This window comes from Pseudomonas pergaminensis (assembly GCF_024112395.2).
Lineage (GTDB): Bacteria > Pseudomonadota > Gammaproteobacteria > Pseudomonadales > Pseudomonadaceae > Aquipseudomonas > Aquipseudomonas pergaminensis.
Window position 1 is genome coordinate 2,030,251 of the sequence record NZ_CP078013.2, and the last position, 20,688, is coordinate 2,050,938.

The window sequence follows — 20,688 nt, forward strand, 5'->3', positions numbered from 1 at the left end:
AGTCAGTGAGACTGAGTTGCCCCCATCGCAGGCAAGCCAGCTCCCACATTTGACTGTGTTCGCAGATCAAAATGTGGGAGCCGGGCTTGCCCGCGATGGGGCCCGAACAGGCGCTAGATCAACGTCTCTATACGCAAAGAGTTGGTCGACCCCGGCTGCCCGAACGGCACCCCCGCCGTAATCACCAACGTATCCCCACGCTCCGCCATCCCCTGTGCCTGGGCAATCTCCAGTGCGGTGGAACACACCTCATCCACCTGGCGCAGCCGGTCATTGACCACCGAATGCACGCCCCACGCCACGCTCAAGCGCCGCGCCGTGGACAGGTTGGGCGTGAGGTTGAGGATCGGCGCTACCGGCCGCTCCCGCGCCGCGCGCAGGCTGGAGCTGCCGGACTCGCTGTAGTTCACCAGTACCGCCACCGGCAGGATGCTGCTGATGCGCCGGATCGCGCAGCTGATGGCGTCCGACACCGTGGCATCCGCCTTGGGCCGGCTGACATCCAGTTGGGTCTGGTAGTCCGGGCCATTTTCCACCTGGCGGATGATCTTGCTCATCATCTGCACGGCTTCCAGTGGGTATTCGCCGGAGGCGGTTTCCGCTGACAGCATCACCGCGTCGGCGCCTTCGGCCACGGCATTGGCGACATCGGTGACTTCGGCACGGGTCGGCGCCGGAGAGAAGCGCATGGACTCCAGCATCTGCGTCGCCACCACCACCGGTTTGCCCAGCTGGCGGCAGGTACTGATGATGTCCTTCTGGATCTGCGGCACGCTCTCGGCCGGCACTTCCACGCCCAGGTCGCCTCTGGCCACCATGATTGCATCGCTCAGTTCGGCGATTTCCTGCAGGCGCTGCACGGCCGAGGGTTTCTCGATCTTGGCCATCAGGAAGGCCTTGTCGCCGATCAGCTCACGGGCTTCGCGGATATCTTCCGGGCGCTGCACGAACGACAGTGCCACCCAGTCCACACCCAGTTCCAGGCCGAAGCTCAGGTCGCGCCGATCCTTGGCGGTCAGTGGGCTCAGTTCCAGCAGGGCTTGTGGAACGTTCACACCTTTGCGGTCCGACAATTCGCCGCCATTGAGCACGGTGGTGTCGATGGCGTCGGCATGTTTGGTGATCACCCGCAGGCGCAATTTGCCGTCGTCCAGCAGCAAGTCCATGCCGGGCTCAAGGGCCTGGATGATTTCCGGGTGGGGCAGGTTGACCCGGCGCTGATCGCCCGGGGTCGGGTCCAGGTCCAGGCGCAGGGCCTGGCCGCGCACCAACTGCACCTTGCCCTCGGCAAAACGCCCGACCCGCAGCTTCGGCCCTTGCAGGTCCATGAGGATGCCCAGCGGGTAATTCAACTGGCGCTCCACCTGGCGAATCCACTGGTAGCGTTGTGCATGGTCGGCGTGGTCGCCGTGGCTGAAGTTGAGCCGGAAGATATTCACCCCGGCTTCCACCAGCTCGCGGATGTCATCGATACCGTCGGTAGCCGGGCCTAGGGTGGCGAGGATTTTGACCTTTTTGTCAGGCGTCATGTTTGGCAGTCTCAAGGATCAGGATGGCGCGAAAGTCGTTGACGTTGGTGCGTGTCGGCTCGGTGACGATCAAACCGTCGAGGGCGGCGAAATAGCCGTAGCCATTGTTGTTATCCAACTCGTCGCTGGCCGACAGGCCGAGGGCTTCGGCGCGCCGGTAACTGCACGGGGTCATGATCGCGCCGGCGTTGTCTTCCGAGCCGTCGATGCCGTCGGTGTCACCGGCCAGGGCATACACGCCGGGCAGGCCCTTGAGGCTGTCGGTGAGGCTCAGCAGGAATTCCGCATTGCGCCCGCCACGGCCATTGCCGCGCACGGTCACGGTGGTTTCGCCACCGGAGAGGATCACGCACGGCGCCGCCAGCGGCTGGCCGTGCTGGACGATCTGCCGGGCGATGCCGGCGTGCACCTTGGCCACGTCCCGCGCTTCGCCTTCGAGGTCGCCGAGGATCAACGGGCTGAACCCGGCCTGGCGGACTTTTACCGCCACCGCTTCGAGGGATTGCTGGGGGCGTGCGATCAGTTGAAAGTGGCTGCGCGAGAGCACTGGGTCGCCAGGCTTGACGGTTTCCGAGGCCGGGTTCTGCAACCAACTGCGTACCGCGGCGGGGATGTCGATGCCATACCGCTTGAGGATCGCCAGGGCCTGTTGCGAGGTGCTCGGGTCGCCGACCGTGGGGCCGGAGGCGATCACCGTGGGCTGGTCGCCCGGCACATCGGAAATCGCATAGGTGTACACCGTGGCCGGCCAGGCTGCTTTCGCCAGGCGGCCGCCCTTGATCGCCGAGAGGTGCTTGCGCACGCAATTCATCTCGCCAATGGTGGCGCCGGATTTGAGCAGGGCTTTGTTGATGGCCTGCTTGTCGGCCAGGGTGATGCCTTCGGCGGGCAGTGCCAGCAGTGCAGAGCCGCCGCCGGACAGCAGGAAGATCACACGGTCGTCTTCGCCAAGGTTGCTGATCAACGCCAACACGCGCTGGGCCACGGCCAGGCCAGCGGCGTCGGGCACCGGGTGGGCAGCTTCGACCACTTCGATTTTCTTGCACGGCGCGCCATGGCCGTAGCGGGTGACCACCAGGCCGGTGACTTCGCCCTGCCAGCAGTTTTCGACAACCAGGGCCATGGCGGCGGCGGCCTTGCCGGCACCGATCACGATCACACGGCCACTGCGGTCGGCGGGCAGGTAGGGTTCGAGGACTTGCCGGGGGTGGGCGGCGTCGATGGCTGTGGCAAACAGCTCGCGAAGCAGGTGTTGCGGATCGACCGACATAAGCGGGCTCCCGGGGATTCTTGTTATTAGGGGTGCATCACGTTTCGGATCGGAATGCGATCAAATGTGGGAGCGGGCTTGCTCGCGAATGCGGTCTGGCATCCAACATCCATGCTGACTGATCTACCGCTTTCGCGAGCAAGCCCGCTCGCACATTCGACCGCATTTCAAACGTAAGAGCGGTGTGGATTACTTATCGCGAATCGAGAAATTCGCCATATGCTCCAGGCCTTTGATCAGCGCCGAATGGTCCCAGTTACCGCCGCCAATCGCCGTGCACGTACTGAACACCTGCTGGGTGCCGGCGGTGTTCGGCAGGTTGATCCCCAACTCCTTCGCACCGGCCAGGGCCAGGTTGAGGTCCTTCTGGTGCAGGTTGATACGAAAGCCCGGATCGAAGGTGCCCTTGATCATGCGCTCGCCATGCACTTCGAGGATTTTCGACGAAGCAAACCCACCCATCAGCGCTTCACGCACCTTGGCCGGGTCGGCGCCGTTCTTGGCGGCGAACAGCAACGCTTCGGCCACCGCCTGGATGTTCAGCGCCACGATGATCTGGTTGGCGACCTTGGCGGTCTGGCCATCACCATTGCCGCCCACCAGGGTGATGTTCTTGCCCATGGCCTGGAACAGCGGCAAGGCGCGTTCAAAAGTCTGCGGCTCGCCGCCGATCATGATGCTCAGGGTGCCGGCCTTGGCGCCGACTTCACCACCGGACACCGGCGCATCCAGGTATTGCGCGCCGACCTCGTTGATCTTCGCCGCGAACGCCTTGGTGGCGGTGGGGGAGATCGAGCTCATGTCGATCACGACTTTGTTTGGCGACAGGCCTGCCGCCACGCCGTCTTTGCGGAACAGCACATCATCGACCTGTGGGGTGTCGGGCACCATCACAATGATGAACTCGGCTTCCTGCGCCACTTGCTGCGGGCTGGCCAGGGCCACGGCGCCAGCATCGATCAGGGCTTGCGGGGCCTTGCCGTGGTGTTCGGAGAGGAACAGTTGGTGACCTGCTTTCTGCAGGTTGGCGGCCATGGGTTGGCCCATGATGCCGGTGCCGATGAATCCGATTTTAGCCATGATCAATTCCTCTTTTTATTCGATGGGCAGACCTGACCCGGTCTGCCAAACACAGGAGGTCTAAATGTGGGAGCGGGCTTGCTCGCGAAGGTCTTTCATTCAACAGGTGCGTCGACTGATACACCGCTTTCGCGAGCAAGCCCGCTCCCACATAGGGGTTTTGGGGCGTTGGTTAGATGGCGTTATGGGTTTTGAGCCAGCCCAGACCCGCTTCGGTAGTGGTCAGCGGCTTGTATTCGCAGCCGACCCAACCCTGGTAACCGATGCGGTCCAGGTGTTCGAACAGGAAGCGGTAGTTGATCTCCCCGGTGCCCGGCTCGTTGCGGCCCGGGTTGTCGGCCAGCTGGATGTGGTTGATCTCTTCCAAGTGCGCGGCCATGGTTCGGGCCAGGTCGCCTTCCATGATTTGCATATGGTAGATGTCGTATTGCAGGAACAGGTTGTCGCTGCCGACCTGCTCGCGAATCGACAGGGCCTGCGCCGTGTTGTTCAGGTAGAAGCCTGGGATGTCGCGGGTGTTGATCGCTTCCATCACCAGCTTGATGCCCACCGCTTGCAGTTTTTCAGCGGCGTACTTGAGGTTGGCGACGAAGGTTTTTTCCAGGGTTTCGTCGTCAACGCCTTGTGGCCGGATGCCCGCCAGGCAGTTGATCTGGGTATTGCCCAGCACCTGGGCGTAGGCGATCGCCAGCTTGACCCCGGCACGGAATTCTTCGACCCGGTCCGGGTGGCACGCCAGGCCGCGTTCGCCCTTGGCCCAGTCACCGGCCGGCAGGTTGAACAGCACCTGGGTCAGGCCGTGGGCGTCGAGTTGTGCCTTGATTTCGGCAGAGCTGAATTCATACGGGAACAGGTACTCGACCCCTTGGAAGCCGGCATCGGCGGCCGCTTTGAAACGGGCAAGGAAGTCCTGTTCGGTAAACAGCATGGACAGGTTGGCGGCGAAACGCGGCATAAGGTTCTCCTTAATCGAGCAGGGAAATGGCAGTCGGCGCATCGTTGCCGACCAGGGCCAGATCTTCGAATTCGTTGACGGCGTTGATCTCGGTGCCCATGGAAATGTTGGTCACGCGTTCCAGAATAATCTCAACGATCACCGGAACCTTGAATTCTTCGATCATTTCCTCGGCGCGGCGCAGGGCCGGCGCGATCTGGCTTGGCTCGAACACACGCAGGGCCTTGCAACCCAGGCCTTCGGCGACGGCGACGTGGTCTACGCCATAGCCGTTGAGTTCCGGCGCGTTGAGGTTGTCGAAAGACAGCTGCACGCAGTAGTCCATTTCAAACCCGCGCTGGGCCTGGCGGATCAAGCCCAAGTAGGAGTTGTTCACCACCACGTGGATGTACGGCAGCTTGAATTGCGCACCCACGGCCAGTTCTTCGATCATGAACTGGAAGTCGTAGTCACCCGACAGCGCCACCACCTTGCGGCTCGGGTCGGCCTTGACCACGCCGAGGGCGGCGGGGATGGTCCAGCCCAACGGTCCGGCCTGGCCGCAGTTGATCCAGTGACGTGGCTTGTACACATGCAGGAATTGCGCGCCGGCAATCTGCGACAGACCGATTGTGCTGACGTAGCAGGTGTCTTTGCCAAACACCTGGTTCATTTCTTCATAAACGCGCTGTGGCTTGACCGGCACGTTGTCGAAATGGGTCTTGCGGTGCAGGGTGGCTTTGCGCTGCTGGCAGTCATTGAGCCAGGCGCTGCGGTCCTTGAGCTTGCCGGCGGCTTTCCACTCGCGGGCCACTTCAATAAACATCGTCAGCGCGGAACCGGCGTCGGAGACGATGCCCAGGTCAGGGGTAAATACGCGGCCAATCTGCGTCGGCTCGATATCGACGTGAATGAACGTGCGGCCCTCGGTGTAGACCTCGACCGAACCGGTATGACGGTTGGCCCAGCGGTTGCCGATGCCCAGCACCACGTCTGACTTGAGCAGCGTGGCGTTGCCATAACGGTGGGAGGTTTGCAGGCCGACCATGCCCACCATTTGCGGGTGATCGTCCGGGATGGTGCCCCAGCCCATCAGGGTCGGGATAACCGGGATGCCGGTGAGTTCCGCGAATTCAACCAGCAGCTCGCTGGCGTCGGCGTTGATCACGCCACCACCGCTGACCAGCAGTGGGCGTTCGGCCTGGTCCAGCAGGGCCAGGGCCTTCTCGACCTGGATGCGCGTTGCCAAAGGCTTGGCCAGGGGCAGCGGCTGGTAGGCGTCGATGTCGAATTCGATCTCGGCCATCTGCACGTCGAACGGCAGGTCGATCAGCACCGGGCCTGGGCGGCCGGAGCGCATTTCGTAGAAGGCTTTCTGGAAGGCGTAGGGCACCTGGCCCGGCTCCAGGACGGTGGTCGCCCACTTGGTCACCGGCTTGACGATGCTGGTGATGTCCACGGCCTGGAAGTCTTCCTTGTGCATCCGGGCGCGGGGGGCCTGCCCGGTAATGCACAGGATCGGGATCGAGTCGGCCGAGGCACTGTACAGGCCGGTGACCATGTCGGTGCCGGCCGGGCCCGAGGTGCCGATGCACACGCCGATATTGCCGGCCTTGGTGCGGGTGTAGCCCTCGGCCATATGGGAGGCGCCTTCAACGTGGCGAGCAAGGACGTGATCGATGCCACCCACTTTCTGCAAGGCCGAGTACAGCGGGTTGATCGCGGCGCCTGGGATACCGAAGGCGGTGTCTACGCCTTCACGGCGCATCACCAGGACTGCGGCTTCGATTGCTCTCATTTTGCTCATGATTTTGGTGCCTCTTGCGTTTTGTAATTGTATACAAGTGGTGTCTGGCCAAAGTGTATTCACGGCGGGCGGCGCAGGTCAATGCATTTTCTAATCTGGCCTTTGCGTTCGTCGGAAGCACTTTTTTCGACGTGTGGAGCCTTTGTGCGAAAATATTGTATACAAAATCAAAAGTCATTGTGTTCTATTTGTTTGATCGAGCATCTGATCATTCAGACCTCCACCGCTTTCCCAATAACAAAAGAAGGACGGCACCATGAGCGCTTTAACCTTGAAACTCGCTACTCAGCTGGCCAGCCAGGCCCTTACCGCAGGACGCACTATTTCGGCGGCGCCGCTGACCATCGCCGTGCTCGACAGCGGCGGCCACTTGATCACCCTCCAACGCGAAGACGGCGCCAGCCTGTTGCGCCCGCAAATCGCCATCGGCAAGGCCTGGGGCGCAATTGCCCTTGGCAAGGGCTCGCGCCTGCTGGCACTGGACGCACAGCAACGCCCGGCGTTTATCGCTGCGCTGAACAGCCTGGGGCAGGGCAGCGTGGTGCCTGCGCCGGGTGGGGTATTGATTCGAAATCCGGAAGGTGCGGTGCTGGGGGCGATCGGGATCAGCGGGGATACGTCGGACATTGATGAGCAGTGTGCGATCACGGCGATCGAAGGGGTGGGGTTGATGGCGGATGCGGGGGTGTCTGCCTAGTTTTTTGCTGATTTTTCTGGCCCCTTCGCGAGCAAGCCCGCTCCCACATTGGACCGCATTCTCATGTTGGAACTCGATCAAGAGTGGGAGCGGGCTTGCTCGCGAAGGAGGCAACTCGGTCTCGCCCCTACAACCAAACTGCATCCCGCAGCGGATAGTCGCCAATCCGCTTCACCAGCCCCGCCCGCAGAGGATTGGCCACCACATACCGGGCCATCTTCACCAGATCATCTTCCTTGCGCAGCGCGCGGTCATGAAAGCTGGTTTGCCAAAGCCTGCCTCTGCGACCAGAAGCGCCGTTCACGCTTCGGGTGCTTTTGGATTTTACCTGGCACATCAAATCGCCTAGTGAGCCTTTTTGTAGTTCGACCAACCAGTGGAAATGGTCTGGCATCACTACCCAGGCCAAAGAGTTTGCCAGCCCCTGAGACTGAGCGAGTCTGAGTTGCCAGACCACTAATCGGCCTAGGTAAAAGTCACTGAATATCGGCGCACGTTCGTGAGTATTGGTGGTGATCAGATAGATGCAATTGGGTTCGCTGAACCGCCCTATACGCAGGCGGTGTGAGTTGGCTAGATCAGGCATTCCTTGGCCTCTCTTCAGATGGTGTCCTGAGAGGCTAGATCTCGATGGCTGATGCTGATTGGCAGGCGTTTGGCAGGATGTGTCTGGGAGGGCGCTTTCGCGAGCTAGCCCTCTCCCACAGTGGTTTTGCGGTGTTCATACATTGTGTGTCTGGCACAAAACACCTGTGGGAGCGGCGGTGCGACGACTCGACTTGCTCGCGAATGGCACAGGCACCGCGGTGTATCAGTCCGGCTCACACCCCTTCAACACCAACCGAATAATCGTCTGCGCCGCCGCTTCATAATCCGCTTCATCCAGCTTGGCCTTCCCGGTCACCGCCGAGATCTGCCAGTCGAAATCCGCATAGGTCTGCGTCGCCGCCCAGATGCTGAACATCAAGTGATTGGGGTCAATCGGCGCAATCAGGCCGCGATCCACCCAGTCCTGGATACAGGCGATGTTGTGCTTGGCCTGGGCGTTGAGCTGTTCGACCTGGTCGGCGCTGAGGTGCGGGGCGCCGTGCATGATTTCGCTGGCAAAGACCTTGGAGGCAAATGGCAGGTCGCGGGAGATACGGATTTTCGAGCGGATGTAGTTGCTCAGTACTTCCTTGGGCGCGCCGTCCGGGTTGAACGGCGTGGAAGCGGCCAGGATCGGCTCGATGATGCTTTCGAGCACCTCGCGGTAGAGGTTGTCCTTGGACTTGAAGTAGTAGTAGACGTTGGGCTTGGGCAGCCCGGCCTTGGCGGCGATGTCGCTGGTTTTGGTCGCGGCGAAGCCTTTGTCGGCGAACTCCTCGCTCGCCGCCCGCAGGATCTTTTCTTTATTGCGCTCGCGAATGGTGCTCATAAACCCAGTGATTCCTTGCCATGACAGGCGGTTGCGCATGGTAGCACCGGCCATCTGCGGGCCTCAACAATGTGCCCGTAAAGCGTTGCGCCGCGCTATGCTCGGCGCATCCCTCTCTAATGGAAGCCCGATTCATGGCAGGAAGCAGCTTGTTGGTGTTGATCGACGATATCGCCGCGGTACTCGATGACGTAGCCCTGATGACAAAAATGGCGGCGAAGAAAACCGCCGGCGTGCTCGGCGATGACCTGGCGCTCAATGCCCAGCAGGTCTCCGGGGTGCGCGCCGAGCGGGAAATCCCCGTGGTGTGGGCAGTGGCGAAAGGTTCGTTCGTCAACAAGTTGATCCTGGTGCCGGCCGCCTTGCTGATCAGTGCATTCGCACCGTGGGCGGTGACACCGCTGCTGATGCTCGGCGGTGCCTACCTGTGCTTCGAAGGTTTCGAGAAGCTGGCGCATAAATTCCTCCACAGCAAAGCCGACGATCATGCTGAACATGCGCAGTTGGTCGAGGCCGTGGCCGATCCGGCCACCGACCTGGTGGCCTTCGAAAAGGACAAGATCAAAGGCGCCATCCGCACCGACTTCATTCTCTCGGCCGAGATCATCGCCATCACCCTTGGCACCGTGGCTGATGCGCCACTGATGCAGCAGGTGGTCGTGCTGTCCGGTATCGCTATCGTCATGACCGTGGGCGTCTACGGGCTGGTGGCCGGCATCGTCAAGCTGGATGACCTGGGCCTGTGGCTCACCCAGAAGCCCGGCCAGATGGCGCGCAGTATCGGCGGCGCCATCCTGCGCGCGGCGCCCTACATGATGAAGAGCCTGTCGGTGATCGGTACGGCGGCGATGTTCCTGGTGGGCGGCGGGATTCTCACCCATGGCGTGCCGGTGGTGCATCACTGGATCGAGACGGTGAGCCAGGGCGCAGGTGGGGTGGCGTGGTTGGTGCCGACGCTGCTGAATGGGGTGGCGGGGGTTGTTGCAGGGGCGGTGGTGTTGGTCGTCGTGCGAGTAGTTGGCAGAGTCTGGCGAGCCGTTAAGCGCTGATTAGTTCGCATCGAATACAGACTGAAAAGTTATTTAAGCTTAATCCTACAGTTCGGTTTTCAAGGCATTTATAGGATGCATCGCGTGCCTTCCCGTGAGCACACACACTAAGAAAACGGATCGAGTAGGGAGTTAAGGATGCACTGGTGTTTTCAGGCAATAAAAAACTATGCCAACTTCAGCGGGCGCGCTTGTAGAAGGGAGTATTGGGCGTTTGCAGTTTTAGACTGGCTGCTGATGTACGGCTCAATTGTAGTAGCGGGCTGGGCCGGGGTTGCCTACAGTAGGTGGTTTTATATCCCGCTAGGTGTTTAAGTTGTACTTATGATCATCCCCAGGCTATCTGTAACATTTAGGCGGCTTCACGATGTGAACACGACGGGCGCTTATATCCTGTGGTATGCGCTACCCTTCGTGGGTTTAATAATTGTGACCATTCGACTGCTTAGAAAAGGCGACAAGTTGGAGAATAACTACGGATTGCCTTGCCGTGATGTCGAACATGCTTAACAGACCGGGCTTACCGTAACCCAATAAAAAGGCCATTCAATCGAATGGCCTTTTTTGTGGGCGGTTACTCGGCAATCTGCAGCTTTCGCGATTCCGTATAGATGTAGCGCACCTTCTCGTACTCGAACGGCGAGTTCATCTGGCCATACCGGAAGCTGGTCTGATAACGCTTGTCCACTGCACGCAATGCCCAGATTTCCGGGTGGTTGGAGCTGACTTCGGACACGTTGAGGAAGTTGATCTGGGTTTCCGCGCAGTAGTCGACGATCAGGCCGGTGGTGTCGCGCAGGTTCGACGGCCCGAAGATCGGCAGCACCAGGTAAGCGCCGCCGGGCACGCCGTAGAAGCCCAGCGTCTGGCCGAAATCTTCGCTCTGGCGCGGCAGGCCCATGGCGGTGGCCGGGTCCCACAGGCCGGCGATGCCGATGGTGGTGTTGACCAGCAGGCGGCCGGTGGTTTCCAGCGAGCGATGGCCCTTGAGCTGCAGCAGGCTGTTCAACAGGTTGGGCACATCGCCCAGGTTGTTGAAGAAGTTGCTCACGCCGGTCCGCAAGAAGCTGGGGGTCACATAGGTGTAGCCGTTGACCACCGGCAGGAACACCCATTGGTCGAAGCGGTAGTTGAAGTGGTACACGCGACGGTTCCACGATTCCAGCGGGTCATACACGTTGAGTGCGGTGAGCGACGAGCGCTCGAACTCACGCTGGTCCAGCCCTGGGTTGAACTTGAGCTTGGTCAGCGGCTCCTTGAAACCGTCGGCGCCGACATTGACCGGCTCGTGGGCCTTGCTGTTGTCGGCATTGGCAACGCCCGCGCACATCAAGGCGGCAAGCAGCAGAAGATATTTAGCCACGGAAGAACTCCAGCATGGCGTCGGCGTTGACGCGGTAATTGAGGTTGCCGCAGTGGCCGCCCAGCGGGTAGACGGTCAAGCGATCGCCGAAGGTTTTACGCAGGAAACCGAGGTCGCCAGGGCCGAGGATCACGTCGTCGGCGTTGTGCATGACGGCGATCTTCGGGTTGGTGTGCAGGTAGTCCTTGAGGGCATACAGGCTGACCTGGTCGACCAGTTGCAACAGGCTGCCGCCGTCGGAACGGGCGCGCCACATCGGGATTACTTGTTCGGTGAGGTAGCAGTCGAAGTCACATTGCAGTGCACGCTTGAGGAACGGCGTGAGGCTGGTGCCTTCGGTGATCGGGTATTTCGGCGGGATGATCAAGCCACGGCGGTTGATCAAGTCCGAGGTAAAGGCGATGTCAGCCGCCGAGAACCGGAACGAAGTGCCGATCAGCATGGCCATCTGTTCGTTGGTCAGGTGCTGTTTGGATTGCTGGAAGTCGTAGAGCAGGGCGTCGTTCAGGTCGATGTAGCCCTTCTGCTGGAAGTAGCGGGTCAGCTTGTTCAGCACCAGCTCATAGAAGGTGGTGGTGTTATTGATGCCCTTGACCTCGGTCTGCACCAGCTTGTCGAGGTTGGTGATCGAGGTGTAGAGGTTGACCGGCGGGTTCAGCAGCAGCACTTTCTTGAAGTTGAAGCTGCGACGGGTCTCGTCGAGCTTGCTGACAAACGCCGCATCCAGGGCACCGAGGCTGTAGCCGGTGAGGTAGAAGTCAGTCACTGGCAGCGAAGCGTTTTGCGCGCGCACGGCTTGCATCACGCGGTACATGTCTTCGGCGTCTTCCTGGGTGATCCCCGGGGTGGCAAAACGCGAGGCGGCGCTGATGAAGTCGAAGCTGGTCGGCGACGACAGCTGCACCACGTGGTAGCCGGCCTGGTAATACAGCTTTTTCAGGTATTCGTTGATGCTGCTGTCGAAGCGCGCACCGGTGCCTGCGATCAGGAAGATCAGCGGCGCGGCGCGGTCCTGCTTGGCGATGCGGTAGGTGAGCTTCTTCACCGCCCAGAAGTTGTCCGGCAGGCTGAACTCGCGCTCAGGGCGCATGTTCAGGGTGTAGTCGGATTGGTTGATCTCGTCATCACTCGGTAGCTTAGGCCGTAGGTCTGGCGGGGTGGTGGCGATAGTCGCTTCAAACGGGTTGGTCAAAGGGTAGCCATAGCTGGCTTGGTCGATGTCGACGGCCAGTGCTGACGCACTCAGAAAAAGGCTGCCCAGCAAGGCAGCACAGCGCAAGGAACGGAGCATGACTTAATCCCTAGGAGGAAACGTACTTAGTGAAGTTCGCAGGCTATGACCGCCGTCCAGTCGCCGAAGTGCCATCACGCGGCACGAAATGTCGGAAAAAACGTCGGAATCGGGGTAATAGTAGCCAGACGATACACTTTGCCACGCTTTGGTGAACACTAATTGTGTGTATGCGCCTTGCTAACGGCTGCCGGGGCATTAAGCTGAGCGCCGTTTTTGCCTATCGGAGTACCCCATGTCCCGTCGTTTGCCGCTGATTTTGCTGCTTATTGCACTGCCACTGTGGCTGGCCGCCAGTTACGGTGCGCGCTATGGCTTTATGGAGGATGGCCAGTGGGTGGGCCTCTGCGCGGACGAGGCGAGTCGCTGGGAATGCCAGCTGCGTTCGAACCTTGGGTTGATGATCCACTTCAAGGTGCTGGGCTGGGCAGCGCTGATCACGTCGGTGCTGGCATTTTTTGTGCCGGGACGTGCGGGCTGGGGGTTGGCGGTGCTGGGGATGGTGTTCGGGTTGCCGGCACTGGCGTTGTACAACACCACGTTCGCGGTGTTTGCGGTGGTGATTGCGGGATTGCGCTTGGTCAGGAAGCCCCGCGTTGCTTGATGGGGCCTCATCGGGGGCAAGTCGAACCGTCGCACCGCCCCTCCCACAGGGGAATGCATTCCAAATGTGGGAGGGGCGGTGCGACGGTTCGACTTGCCCCTGGTAGCGATGTTAAATCTTGCGTACCCGCAAGCAGCGCCACAAGGCTGCCGTCATGAGCAGGCTCACTACCGCCCAGCCCCAAGCCTGCTGGTTCAATAACCCCTCACGGTACAACTGCGGCGCAATGCCCGCACCGATGATAAAGGCCAGCAGTGCAATCTCCCGACGTGGTCCGGTCACCGGACGCGCCAGGTACACCAGGGCCGGCAACACCAGCGCGGCACTCGGGAAGCTGCGGTAGCGTGGGTCGAACACCAACGCCAGCATCATCACGGCACCGGCAAACCCGGCAATTGCCACCAGCCAGCCCGCGCGCTGCTCCAACCAATTGAACGCGCGTGCGCGCCAAGCTTCTCGCGAACTCAGGGCCAGTGCTGCATGGGCCAGTACCAGCAGGTTCAACACCACCAGCAAGCCCGCCCACACCCATTCATCATTAAAGCGCGCAGTCACGCGGGTCAGCTCGGCCCAAGTGCCAATGGAACAGGCCGCTACCGCACCCAGCAGTGGCAGGGCAATTGCCGCGCGGGTAGTGCGTACACGTCCGCCCAACACCAAGGTGCCCAACAGGATGATCCCACCCACGCCCAGCCATAGCGGCCAGTACGGCACATTGGTTACCGGCCCGGCGAGGATGCCCTTGTCCTGGCGATCGGCATCGAACAGGCCCCAGTAACCACCCACGGCGCCTTCACTGGCCCGCTTCCACGGCTGGTCAAAGGCTTCGATCAGGTTGTAACGCCAGCCATTGGCCTCGGCCATGGCCACGAAGCCGCGCATGAACTTGGCTTCATTCACCCGGCTCGGCACGGCCGTTTCGCGCTGGCGGCCTTCGCTCGGCCAGCCGGTTTCACCGATGAGTATGTCCTTGGGCGCAAACTTGTTGCCGAAGGTCTGGCGCACATCGCCCACGTGCTTGAGGGCCTGGTCGATGCCCGACGGGTCATCTTCCCAGTACGGCAACAGGTGGATGGTCAGGAAGTCCACCGCCGGCGCGATTTCCGGGTGCTGCAGCCAGAACTCCCACACATCCGCGTAGGTCACCGGCTGCTTGATCTGACTCTTGACCGTATGGATCAGCGCCACCAGCTGCTTGGCGGTCACTTCCTTGCGCAGCAAGGCTTCGTTGCCGACGATCACCGAAGTCACGACATCCGGGTGGGCGTTGGCCGAAGCGATCAATTCGTTGATTTCCTTTGCGGTCGCCACCGGGTCACTGCTGACCCAGGCCCCGGCCATTACTTTCAGCCCGTGCTTGCGCGCCATCTCCGGCAAGGCTTCCAGGCCGGTCATGGAGTAGGTGCGGATGCACTCGAAGCGGGTCGCCAGCAGCGCAAGGTCAGCGTCCATGCGTTCGGGGCGCAGGGTGAACGGCTGGTCGAACGGCGATTGGTCTTTATCGAATGGGGTGTAGGACGCGCACTGCATCTTGTGCGTGGCACTGGCGACATCAGGCAGCACCACGGGCCGGCCGAGGCCATACCAGTAAGCGAACAGGGCCAGCAGGCCGAGGATCAAGGCGAAGCAATAGGGCAGGGCGGGGAAGCGGGCAGTCGCGGGCATGGTCGGCTTATCTGGAAGAGCAAAGGCGCGCATCTTACCCGGATTTGGCCCGACCCAGTGGGGCTGCATAATTTTGACATGCAAAGTTCGGGCGGGATTTTGGCGTCAAGTCCTACAAAGCATTCTGCTGGCGATGTGATGTCGCTCCTTGCTTGTAGGATGTCGCTGACAGAGCAGGTTCAACACCCGAGCAGGTTGATGATCGAAGTGTCAGTACTCCGCTGACGGCGCACTACCGTGATCGATGCGCGTGAAGGGGGCGCGGTGCACCACATAACAACAGGTTGACGTCGCTCGGCATCCGCCGGGCGCAGCACTTTCGGGGAAGTACTATGAAGATGCGACGACTCTTGGGCGCAGCTGCCACTCTGGTAGTTGCGATGAGCTCCACACTGGCCAGCGCCGACAGCAAGACCCTGAGCATCGGCTATGTGGACGGCTGGTCCGACAGCGTAGCTACCACCCACGTGGCGGCAGAAGTGATCAAGGCCAAGCTCGGTTATGACGTCAAGCTGCAAGCGGTCGCCACCGGGATCATGTGGCAGGGTGTGGCCACCGGCAAGCTCGACGCCATGCTATCTGCCTGGCTGCCGGTGACCCACGGTGAGTACTGGGCCAAGAACAAGGACAAGGTGGTCGACTACGGCCCCAACTTCAAAGACGCGAAGATCGGCCTGATCGTACCGGAGTACGTCAAGGCCAAGTCCATCGAAGATCTCAAGACCGACACCACCTTCAAGAACAAGATCGTCGGCATCGACGCCGGTTCAGGCGTGATGCTCAAGACCGACGAGGCGATCAAGGCCTATGGCCTGGACTACAAGCTGCAAGCCAGCTCGGGTGCGGCGATGATCGCCGAGCTGACCCGTGCCGAAGACAAACAGGAATCCATTGCGGTCACCGGTTGGGTGCCACACTGGATGTTCGCCAAGTGGAAACTGCGTTTCCTGGACGATCCAAAAGGGATTTATGGTGCTGCTGAAACCGTCAACAGCATCGGCAGCAAGGGCCTGGAGAAGAAAGCGCCGGAAGTCGCGGCCTTCCTGAAGAAATTCCAATGGGCCTCCAAGGATGAAATCGGCGAAGTCATGCTGGCGATTCAAGAAGGCGCCAAGCCTGATGCAGCGGCCAAGGATTGGGTCGCCAAGCACCCTGAGCGTGTCGCCGAGTGGACCGGTAAGTAACCAATAACCGGTAGAAAGTACGCCGCAGACCTAATGTGGGGGCGGGCTTGCTCGCGAAAGCAGTGTGTCAGTCGATGCATAAGTTGACTGAACCACTGCATTCGCAAGCAAGCCCGCTCCCACATTTTTTCGCCTGTATTTCAGGCTGCTGTTTATTTGTTCGCCGCAAAACTTGCGAAGTTGCTATCTCCTTCTACTACTAAGGTCGTCTGGAACCTCTACGGCAGCCGCATACAGTGGATACGTTCCAATAATAAAAAAGCTGTGCTGCGAGGATAAAAACAATGAACGACAGCATTTACCTCTCGATTCAAAACAGCCCGCGTTTCAAGGAGCTGGTGAGAAAAAGGGAAAGGTTCGCCTGGATTCTCTCGGCGATCATGCTAGGGCTTTACTCCGCTTTCATCCTGTTGATTGCCTATGGGCCACAAGTACTGGGGGCCAAGCTCAGCCCCGGTTCGTCGATTACCTGGGGCATTCCCCTGGGCGTCGGGCTGATTGTGTCCGCCTTCATCCTGACCGGCATCTACGTGCGCCGGGCCAATGGCGAGTTTGACGACCTGAACAATGCGATTCTCAAGGAGGCTGCGCAATGATCCGGCGTCTACTGGCAGTATTCGGCGCTTCGCTCTTTGCCCCGGCCGTTTGGGCGGCGGACGCATTGACCGGTGAAGTGCACAAGCAACCCCTGAACGTTTCCGCCATCGTGATGTTCGTCGCGTTCGTCGGCGCCACCCTGTGCATCACCTACTGGGCCTCCAAGCGCAACAAGTCGGCGGCCGACTACTATGCGGCCGGCGGCAAGATCACCGGTTTCCAGAACGGCCTGGCGATTGCCGGTGACTACATGTCGGCGGCGTCCTTCCTGGGGATTTCCGCGCTGGTCTACACCTCTGGTTATGACGGCCTGATCTACTCGATCGGCTTCCTGGTGGGCTGGCCGATCATTCTGTTCCTGATCGCCGAGCGCCTGCGTAACCTGGGCAAGTACACCTTTGCCGACGTGGCGTCCTATCGCTTGGGGCAGACCCAGATTCGCAGCCTCTCGGCCTGTGGCTCGCTGGTGGTGGTGGCGTTCTACCTGATCGCGCAGATGGTCGGTGCGGGCAAGCTGATTCAGCTGCTGTTCGGCCTGGACTACCACGTTGCGGTGATCCTGGTCGGTATCTTGATGGTGATGTATGTACTGTTCGGCGGCATGCTGGCGACCACCTGGGTACAGATCATCAAGGCTGTATTGCTGCTGTCCGGTGCCTCGTTCATGGCACTGATGGTGATGAAGCACGTCAACTTCGACTTCAATACCCTGTTCTCCGAGGCGATCAAGGTTCACCCTAAAGGTGAGGCGATCATGAGCCCCGGCGGCTTGGTGAAAGACCCGATTTCCGCGTTCTCCCTCGGGCTTGCGCTGATGTTCGGTACGGCTGGCCTGCCACACATCCTGATGCGCTTCTTTACCGTCAGCGACGCTAAAGAAGCGCGTAAGAGCGTGTTCTATGCCACTGGTTTCATCGGTTACTTCTACATCCTGACCTTCATCATTGGCTTTGGCGCGATCCTGCTGGTCAGCACCAACCCGGCGTTCAAGGATGCGGCAGGCGCCTTGCTGGGCGGCAACAACATGGCGGCGGTGCACCTGGCCAATGCGGTGGGTGGCAGTATCTTCCTGGGCTTCATCTCGGCCGTGGCCTTCGCCACCATCCTCGCGGTGGTTGCCGGCTTGACCCTGGCCGGTGCGTCGGCGGTGTCCCATGACCTGTACGCCAGCGTGATCAAGAAAGGCAAGGCCAACGACAAGGATGAGATTCGCGTTTCGAAAATCACCACCGTTGCCTTGGGCGTCCTGGCGATTGGCCTGGGTATCCTGTTCGAAAGCCAGAACATCGCGTTCATGGTTGGCCTGGCGTTCTCCATTGCCGCCAGCTGTAACTTCCCGGTGCTGCTGCTTTCCATGTACTGGAAAAACCTCACCACTCGTGGCGCGATGATTGGCGGCTGGCTGGGCTTGATCAGTGCCGTTGGCCTGATGGTGCTGGGCCCGACCATCTGGGTCTCGATCCTGCACCATGAAAAAGCCATCTTCCCTTATGAGTACCCGGCGCTGTTCTCGATGATCATTGCGTTCGTCGGCATCTGGTTCTTCTCCATTACCGACAAGTCGGCGGCAGCAGAGAAAGAGCGTGCGCTGTACTTCCCGCAGTTTGTGCGTTCGCAAACTGGCCTGGGGTCGAGTGGGGCGGTTTCTCACTAAGGTCGTAGCTGGATAGGAAAAAACCCCGGTCGAAAGGCCGGGGTATTTTTTTGTCTATAAATTAGGGATTGATCTGACAAAACTGTTTCTCAAATCCTGCACAAATAAAAACGGCCTCCGTTAAGGGAGGCCGTTTTCAGTGCAACTAAGCGATGCTTACTTGCGATCTTCCAGCTTGGTGATGTCACGCGACTCGTAGCCGGTGTACAGCTGGCGTGGGCGGCCAATCTTGTACGGGCTGGAGAGCATTTCTTTCCAGTGGGAGATCCAGCCCACGGTCCGCGCCAGGGCGAAGATCACGGTGAACATGCTGGTTGGAATGCCGATCGCCTTGAGGATGATCCCCGAGTAGAAGTCGACGTTCGGGTACAGCGAGCGTTCGATGAAGTACGGGTCGGTCAGGGCGATCTCTTCCAGGCGCATGGCCAGTTCGAGTTGCGGATCGTTCTTGATGCCCAGTTCCTTCAACACTTCGTCGCAGGTCTGCTTCATGACGGTGGCGCGTGGGTCGCGGTTCTTGTAGACCCGGTGACCGAAGCCCATCAACTTGAACGGATCGTTCTTGTCCTTGGCCTTGGCGATGAACTTGTCGATGTTCGAGACATCGCCGATTTCATCGAGCATGGTCAATACGGCTTCGTTCGCACCGCCGTGGGCAGGGCCCCAAAGTGCGGCGATACCGGCGGCGATACAGGCGAACGGGTTGGCACCCGAAGAGCCTGCCAGGCGGACGGTAGAGGTGGATGCGTTCTGCTCGTGGTCGGCGTGGAGGATGAAGATCCGGTCCATGGCCTTGGCAAGCGTCGGGCTGATCGGTTTGATCTCGCACGGCGTGTTGAACATCATGTGCAGGAAGTTTTCCGCGTACGTCAGGTCGTTGCGCGGGTACATCATGGGTTGACCCATGGAGTACTTGTAAACCATTGCGGCCAGGGTCGGCATCTTGGCAACCAGGCGGATCGCGGAGATTTCGCGATGCTGCGGGTTATTGATGTCGAGGGAGTCGTGATAGAAGGCCGACAGGGCGCCGACCACGCCGCACATGACGGCCATCGGGTGGGCGTCGCGACGGAAGCCGTTGAAGAAGGTCTTCAACTGCTCGTGAACCATGGTGTGGTTCTTCACGGTGCTGACGAACTGGGCTTTCTGCTCGGCTGTTGGCAGTTCGCCATTTAGCAGCAGGTAGCAGGTTTCCAGGTAGTCCGACTGTTCGGCGAGTTGCTCGATCGGGTAGCCGCGGTGAAGCAGAATGCCATTGTCACCATCGATATAGGTGATCTTCGACTCGCAAGAGGCGGTCGACATGAAGCCTGGGTCGAATGTGAAACGGCCCGTGGCCGTCAGGCCCCGTACGTCGATAACATCGGGACCAACGGTGCCGGTTAAAATGGGCAGCTCGACGGGGGCTGCGCCCTCGATGATCAACTGCGCTTTTTTGTCAGCCATGTGGCCTCCTATTTATGCTTCAAATCATCAGACAGACCCCCCACGCAGGGCCCGCACCACTATATTGATATAAATCCAGATGTCAATTTGCCTAAAGTCTTGCGCCAGAAGGCTTTAACCGTACTTTTTCCTCGAAATTGCCTGCCATTTACGCCTTTTATTCCTCCAGCGCAATCCGCTATTAGGGTGAGGAGTGCGCGTTGTCATTAGTAACCTAACTGTCTATACTCGGCCACCGACCGCCAAGGGCTTTTGGGCTTGCTTTCATTGGGGGTCGCACTCCCTGGGTGGTGCTTACCTGACCAGTGCACTCCCCAACAACTTTGCCCTGATTGTTAGGGGCTCTTCAGTGTGAAAAAAAGCCGTGAATAGCCAACGACCTGTAAACCTAGACCTAAGGACCATCAAACTCCCCATCACCGGCGTTACGTCGTTCCTGCACCGTGTTTCCGGCATCATCCTGTTCCTGGGCTTGGGCATCATGCTTTATGCATTGAGCAAATCCCTGGGTTCCGAGGAAGGATACGCCGAGGTGAAGGCATGCTTGACCAGCCCGCTGGCCAAGTTCGTAGCATGGGGCCTCCTGTCTTCTCTTCTGTATCACCTGGTAGCCGGTGTGCGCCACTTGATCATGGACATGGGCATCGGTGAGACGCTGGAAGGCGGCCGCCTGGGCTCGAAAATCATCATCGCCATTTCCGTGGTGCTGATCGTTCTGGCAGGAGTTTGGATATGGTAACCAGCGTTACGAACCTTTCGCGTTCGGGCCTCTATGACTGGATGGCACAGCGTGTGTCTGCGGTCGTTCTCGCGGCTTATTTCATTTTCCTGATCGGATACCTCGTCGCAAACCCGGGCATCGGCTATGAGCAATGGCACGGCCTGTTTTCCCACAATGCGATGCGAATCTTCAGTCTGCTGGCCCTTGTTGCCCTGGGCGCACACGCCTGGGTAGGCATGTGGACCATCGCGACCGACTACCTGACGCCGATGGCGCTGGGCAAGTCCGCGACTGCAGTACGTTTCCTCTTCCAGGCAGTATGCGGCGTCGCGATGTTCGCTTACTTCGTCTGGGGTGTGCAGATTCTTTGGGGTATCTGA

At 60.0% G+C, this 20,688-nt stretch carries 20 protein-coding genes; 9 read left to right on the top strand and 11 right to left on the bottom strand.

Annotated elements, in window-relative coordinates; translation table 11 throughout:
* Positions 1-113: 113 nt before the first annotated feature.
* The 5 genes from pyk to gcl all read right to left on the bottom strand — a co-directional run bounded on the left by pyk (position 114) and on the right by gcl (position 6,620).
* Positions 114-1,529 carry a pyruvate kinase gene (gene pyk / locus KUA23_RS09330; protein ID WP_078047613.1) on the bottom strand — a complete coding sequence of 472 codons (1,416 nt, stop codon included), beginning with the start codon at positions 1,527-1,529 and terminating at the stop codon, positions 114-116.
* Positions 1,519-2,799, bottom strand: coding sequence for a glycerate kinase type-2 family protein (locus KUA23_RS09335; protein ID WP_252993812.1), 1,281 nt, complete (start codon positions 2,797-2,799; stop codon positions 1,519-1,521). Before KUA23_RS09335 ends, pyk begins: the two co-directional genes overlap by 11 nt.
* A gap of 189 nt (positions 2,800-2,988) precedes the next feature.
* A complete protein-coding gene (locus KUA23_RS09340; protein ID WP_078047615.1) occupies positions 2,989-3,879 on the bottom strand; it encodes a 2-hydroxy-3-oxopropionate reductase in 891 nt (296 codons plus the stop codon).
* 172 nt (positions 3,880-4,051) lie between these two features.
* Positions 4,052-4,834 carry a hydroxypyruvate isomerase gene (hyi, locus tag KUA23_RS09345; RefSeq protein ID WP_078047616.1) on the bottom strand — a complete coding sequence of 261 codons (783 nt, stop codon included), beginning with the start codon at positions 4,832-4,834 and terminating at the stop codon, positions 4,052-4,054.
* Between the two features lie 10 nt (positions 4,835-4,844).
* Positions 4,845-6,620, bottom strand: coding sequence for a glyoxylate carboligase (gene gcl / locus KUA23_RS09350; RefSeq protein WP_078047617.1), 1,776 nt, complete (start codon positions 6,618-6,620; stop codon positions 4,845-4,847).
* A 256-nt stretch (positions 6,621-6,876) separates the two neighbouring features.
* On the opposite strand from gcl, the gene KUA23_RS09355 reads away from it, so the two are divergent.
* On the top strand, positions 6,877-7,317 hold the full coding sequence (locus KUA23_RS09355; protein WP_078047618.1) for a GlcG/HbpS family heme-binding protein: 441 nt from the start codon (positions 6,877-6,879) through the stop codon (positions 7,315-7,317).
* Between the two features lie 127 nt (positions 7,318-7,444).
* Here KUA23_RS09355 and KUA23_RS09360 read toward each other — a convergent pair whose 3' ends face one another.
* Both KUA23_RS09360 and KUA23_RS09365 read right to left on the bottom strand, forming a co-directional pair.
* The gene (locus KUA23_RS09360) at positions 7,445-7,903 is read right to left on the bottom strand and encodes an REP-associated tyrosine transposase (RefSeq protein ID WP_252993813.1); all 459 of its coding nucleotides are present in this window, start codon (positions 7,901-7,903) and stop codon (positions 7,445-7,447) included.
* 225 nt (positions 7,904-8,128) lie between these two features.
* Positions 8,129-8,734, bottom strand: a complete 606-nt coding sequence (locus KUA23_RS09365; protein ID WP_068935710.1) for a TetR/AcrR family transcriptional regulator — start codon at positions 8,732-8,734, stop codon at positions 8,129-8,131.
* A 134-nt stretch (positions 8,735-8,868) separates the two neighbouring features.
* Here KUA23_RS09365 and KUA23_RS09370 point away from each other — a divergent pair, with 134 nt between their 5' ends.
* Both KUA23_RS09370 and KUA23_RS09375 read left to right on the top strand, forming a co-directional pair.
* Positions 8,869-9,783: a DUF808 domain-containing protein gene (locus KUA23_RS09370; protein WP_078047621.1), complete on the top strand. Its 915-nt coding sequence runs from the start codon at positions 8,869-8,871 to the stop codon at positions 9,781-9,783.
* Positions 9,784-10,107: 324 nt separating this feature from the next.
* On the top strand, positions 10,108-10,293 hold the full coding sequence (locus KUA23_RS09375) for a DUF805 domain-containing protein (RefSeq protein WP_252993814.1): 186 nt from the start codon (positions 10,108-10,110) through the stop codon (positions 10,291-10,293).
* 64 nt (positions 10,294-10,357) lie between these two features.
* Here the strand turns inward: KUA23_RS09375 and KUA23_RS09380 are convergent, their stop codons facing one another.
* A complete protein-coding gene (locus KUA23_RS09380) occupies positions 10,358-11,146 on the bottom strand; it encodes an MlaA family lipoprotein (RefSeq protein WP_252993815.1) in 789 nt (262 codons plus the stop codon).
* Positions 11,139-12,437: a serine/threonine protein kinase gene (locus KUA23_RS09385; RefSeq protein ID WP_078047624.1), complete on the bottom strand. Its 1,299-nt coding sequence runs from the start codon at positions 12,435-12,437 to the stop codon at positions 11,139-11,141. Before KUA23_RS09385 ends, KUA23_RS09380 begins: the two co-directional genes overlap by 8 nt.
* Positions 12,438-12,672: 235 nt before the next feature.
* On the opposite strand from KUA23_RS09385, the gene KUA23_RS09390 reads away from it, so the two are divergent.
* Positions 12,673-13,041 carry a hypothetical protein gene (locus KUA23_RS09390; RefSeq protein WP_078047625.1) on the top strand — a complete coding sequence of 123 codons (369 nt, stop codon included), beginning with the start codon at positions 12,673-12,675 and terminating at the stop codon, positions 13,039-13,041.
* A gap of 111 nt (positions 13,042-13,152) precedes the next feature.
* Here KUA23_RS09390 and KUA23_RS09395 read toward each other — a convergent pair whose 3' ends face one another.
* Complete coding sequence (locus KUA23_RS09395) at positions 13,153-14,706, bottom strand: glycoside hydrolase family 17 protein (protein WP_078047626.1); 1,554 nt, start codon at positions 14,704-14,706, stop codon at positions 13,153-13,155.
* A 332-nt stretch (positions 14,707-15,038) separates the two neighbouring features.
* Between KUA23_RS09395 and KUA23_RS09400 the strand changes: the two genes are divergently transcribed.
* The 3 genes from KUA23_RS09400 (at position 15,039) to KUA23_RS09410 (ending at position 18,141) form a co-directional block, all read left to right on the top strand.
* Positions 15,039-15,890: a glycine betaine ABC transporter substrate-binding protein gene (locus KUA23_RS09400; protein ID WP_099492436.1), complete on the top strand. Its 852-nt coding sequence runs from the start codon at positions 15,039-15,041 to the stop codon at positions 15,888-15,890.
* 284 nt (positions 15,891-16,174) lie between these two features.
* The gene (locus KUA23_RS09405; RefSeq protein ID WP_016972153.1) at positions 16,175-16,486 is read left to right on the top strand and encodes a DUF485 domain-containing protein; all 312 of its coding nucleotides are present in this window, start codon (positions 16,175-16,177) and stop codon (positions 16,484-16,486) included.
* Positions 16,483-18,141, top strand: coding sequence for a cation acetate symporter (locus KUA23_RS09410; RefSeq protein ID WP_078047628.1), 1,659 nt, complete (start codon positions 16,483-16,485; stop codon positions 18,139-18,141). The genes KUA23_RS09405 and KUA23_RS09410 overlap by 4 nt, the downstream gene beginning before the upstream one ends.
* A 156-nt stretch (positions 18,142-18,297) precedes the next feature.
* On the opposite strand, the gene gltA is transcribed toward KUA23_RS09410, so the two are convergent.
* Complete coding sequence (gltA, locus tag KUA23_RS09415; protein ID WP_078047629.1) at positions 18,298-19,587, bottom strand: citrate synthase; 1,290 nt, start codon at positions 19,585-19,587, stop codon at positions 18,298-18,300.
* Between the two features lie 364 nt (positions 19,588-19,951).
* Between gltA and sdhC the strand changes: the two genes are divergently transcribed.
* A complete protein-coding gene (sdhC, locus tag KUA23_RS09420; RefSeq protein WP_003190005.1) occupies positions 19,952-20,326 on the top strand; it encodes a succinate dehydrogenase, cytochrome b556 subunit in 375 nt (124 codons plus the stop codon).
* On the top strand, positions 20,320-20,688 hold the full coding sequence (gene sdhD, locus KUA23_RS09425; RefSeq protein WP_003172805.1) for a succinate dehydrogenase, hydrophobic membrane anchor protein: 369 nt from the start codon (positions 20,320-20,322) through the stop codon (positions 20,686-20,688). Before sdhC ends, sdhD begins: the two co-directional genes overlap by 7 nt.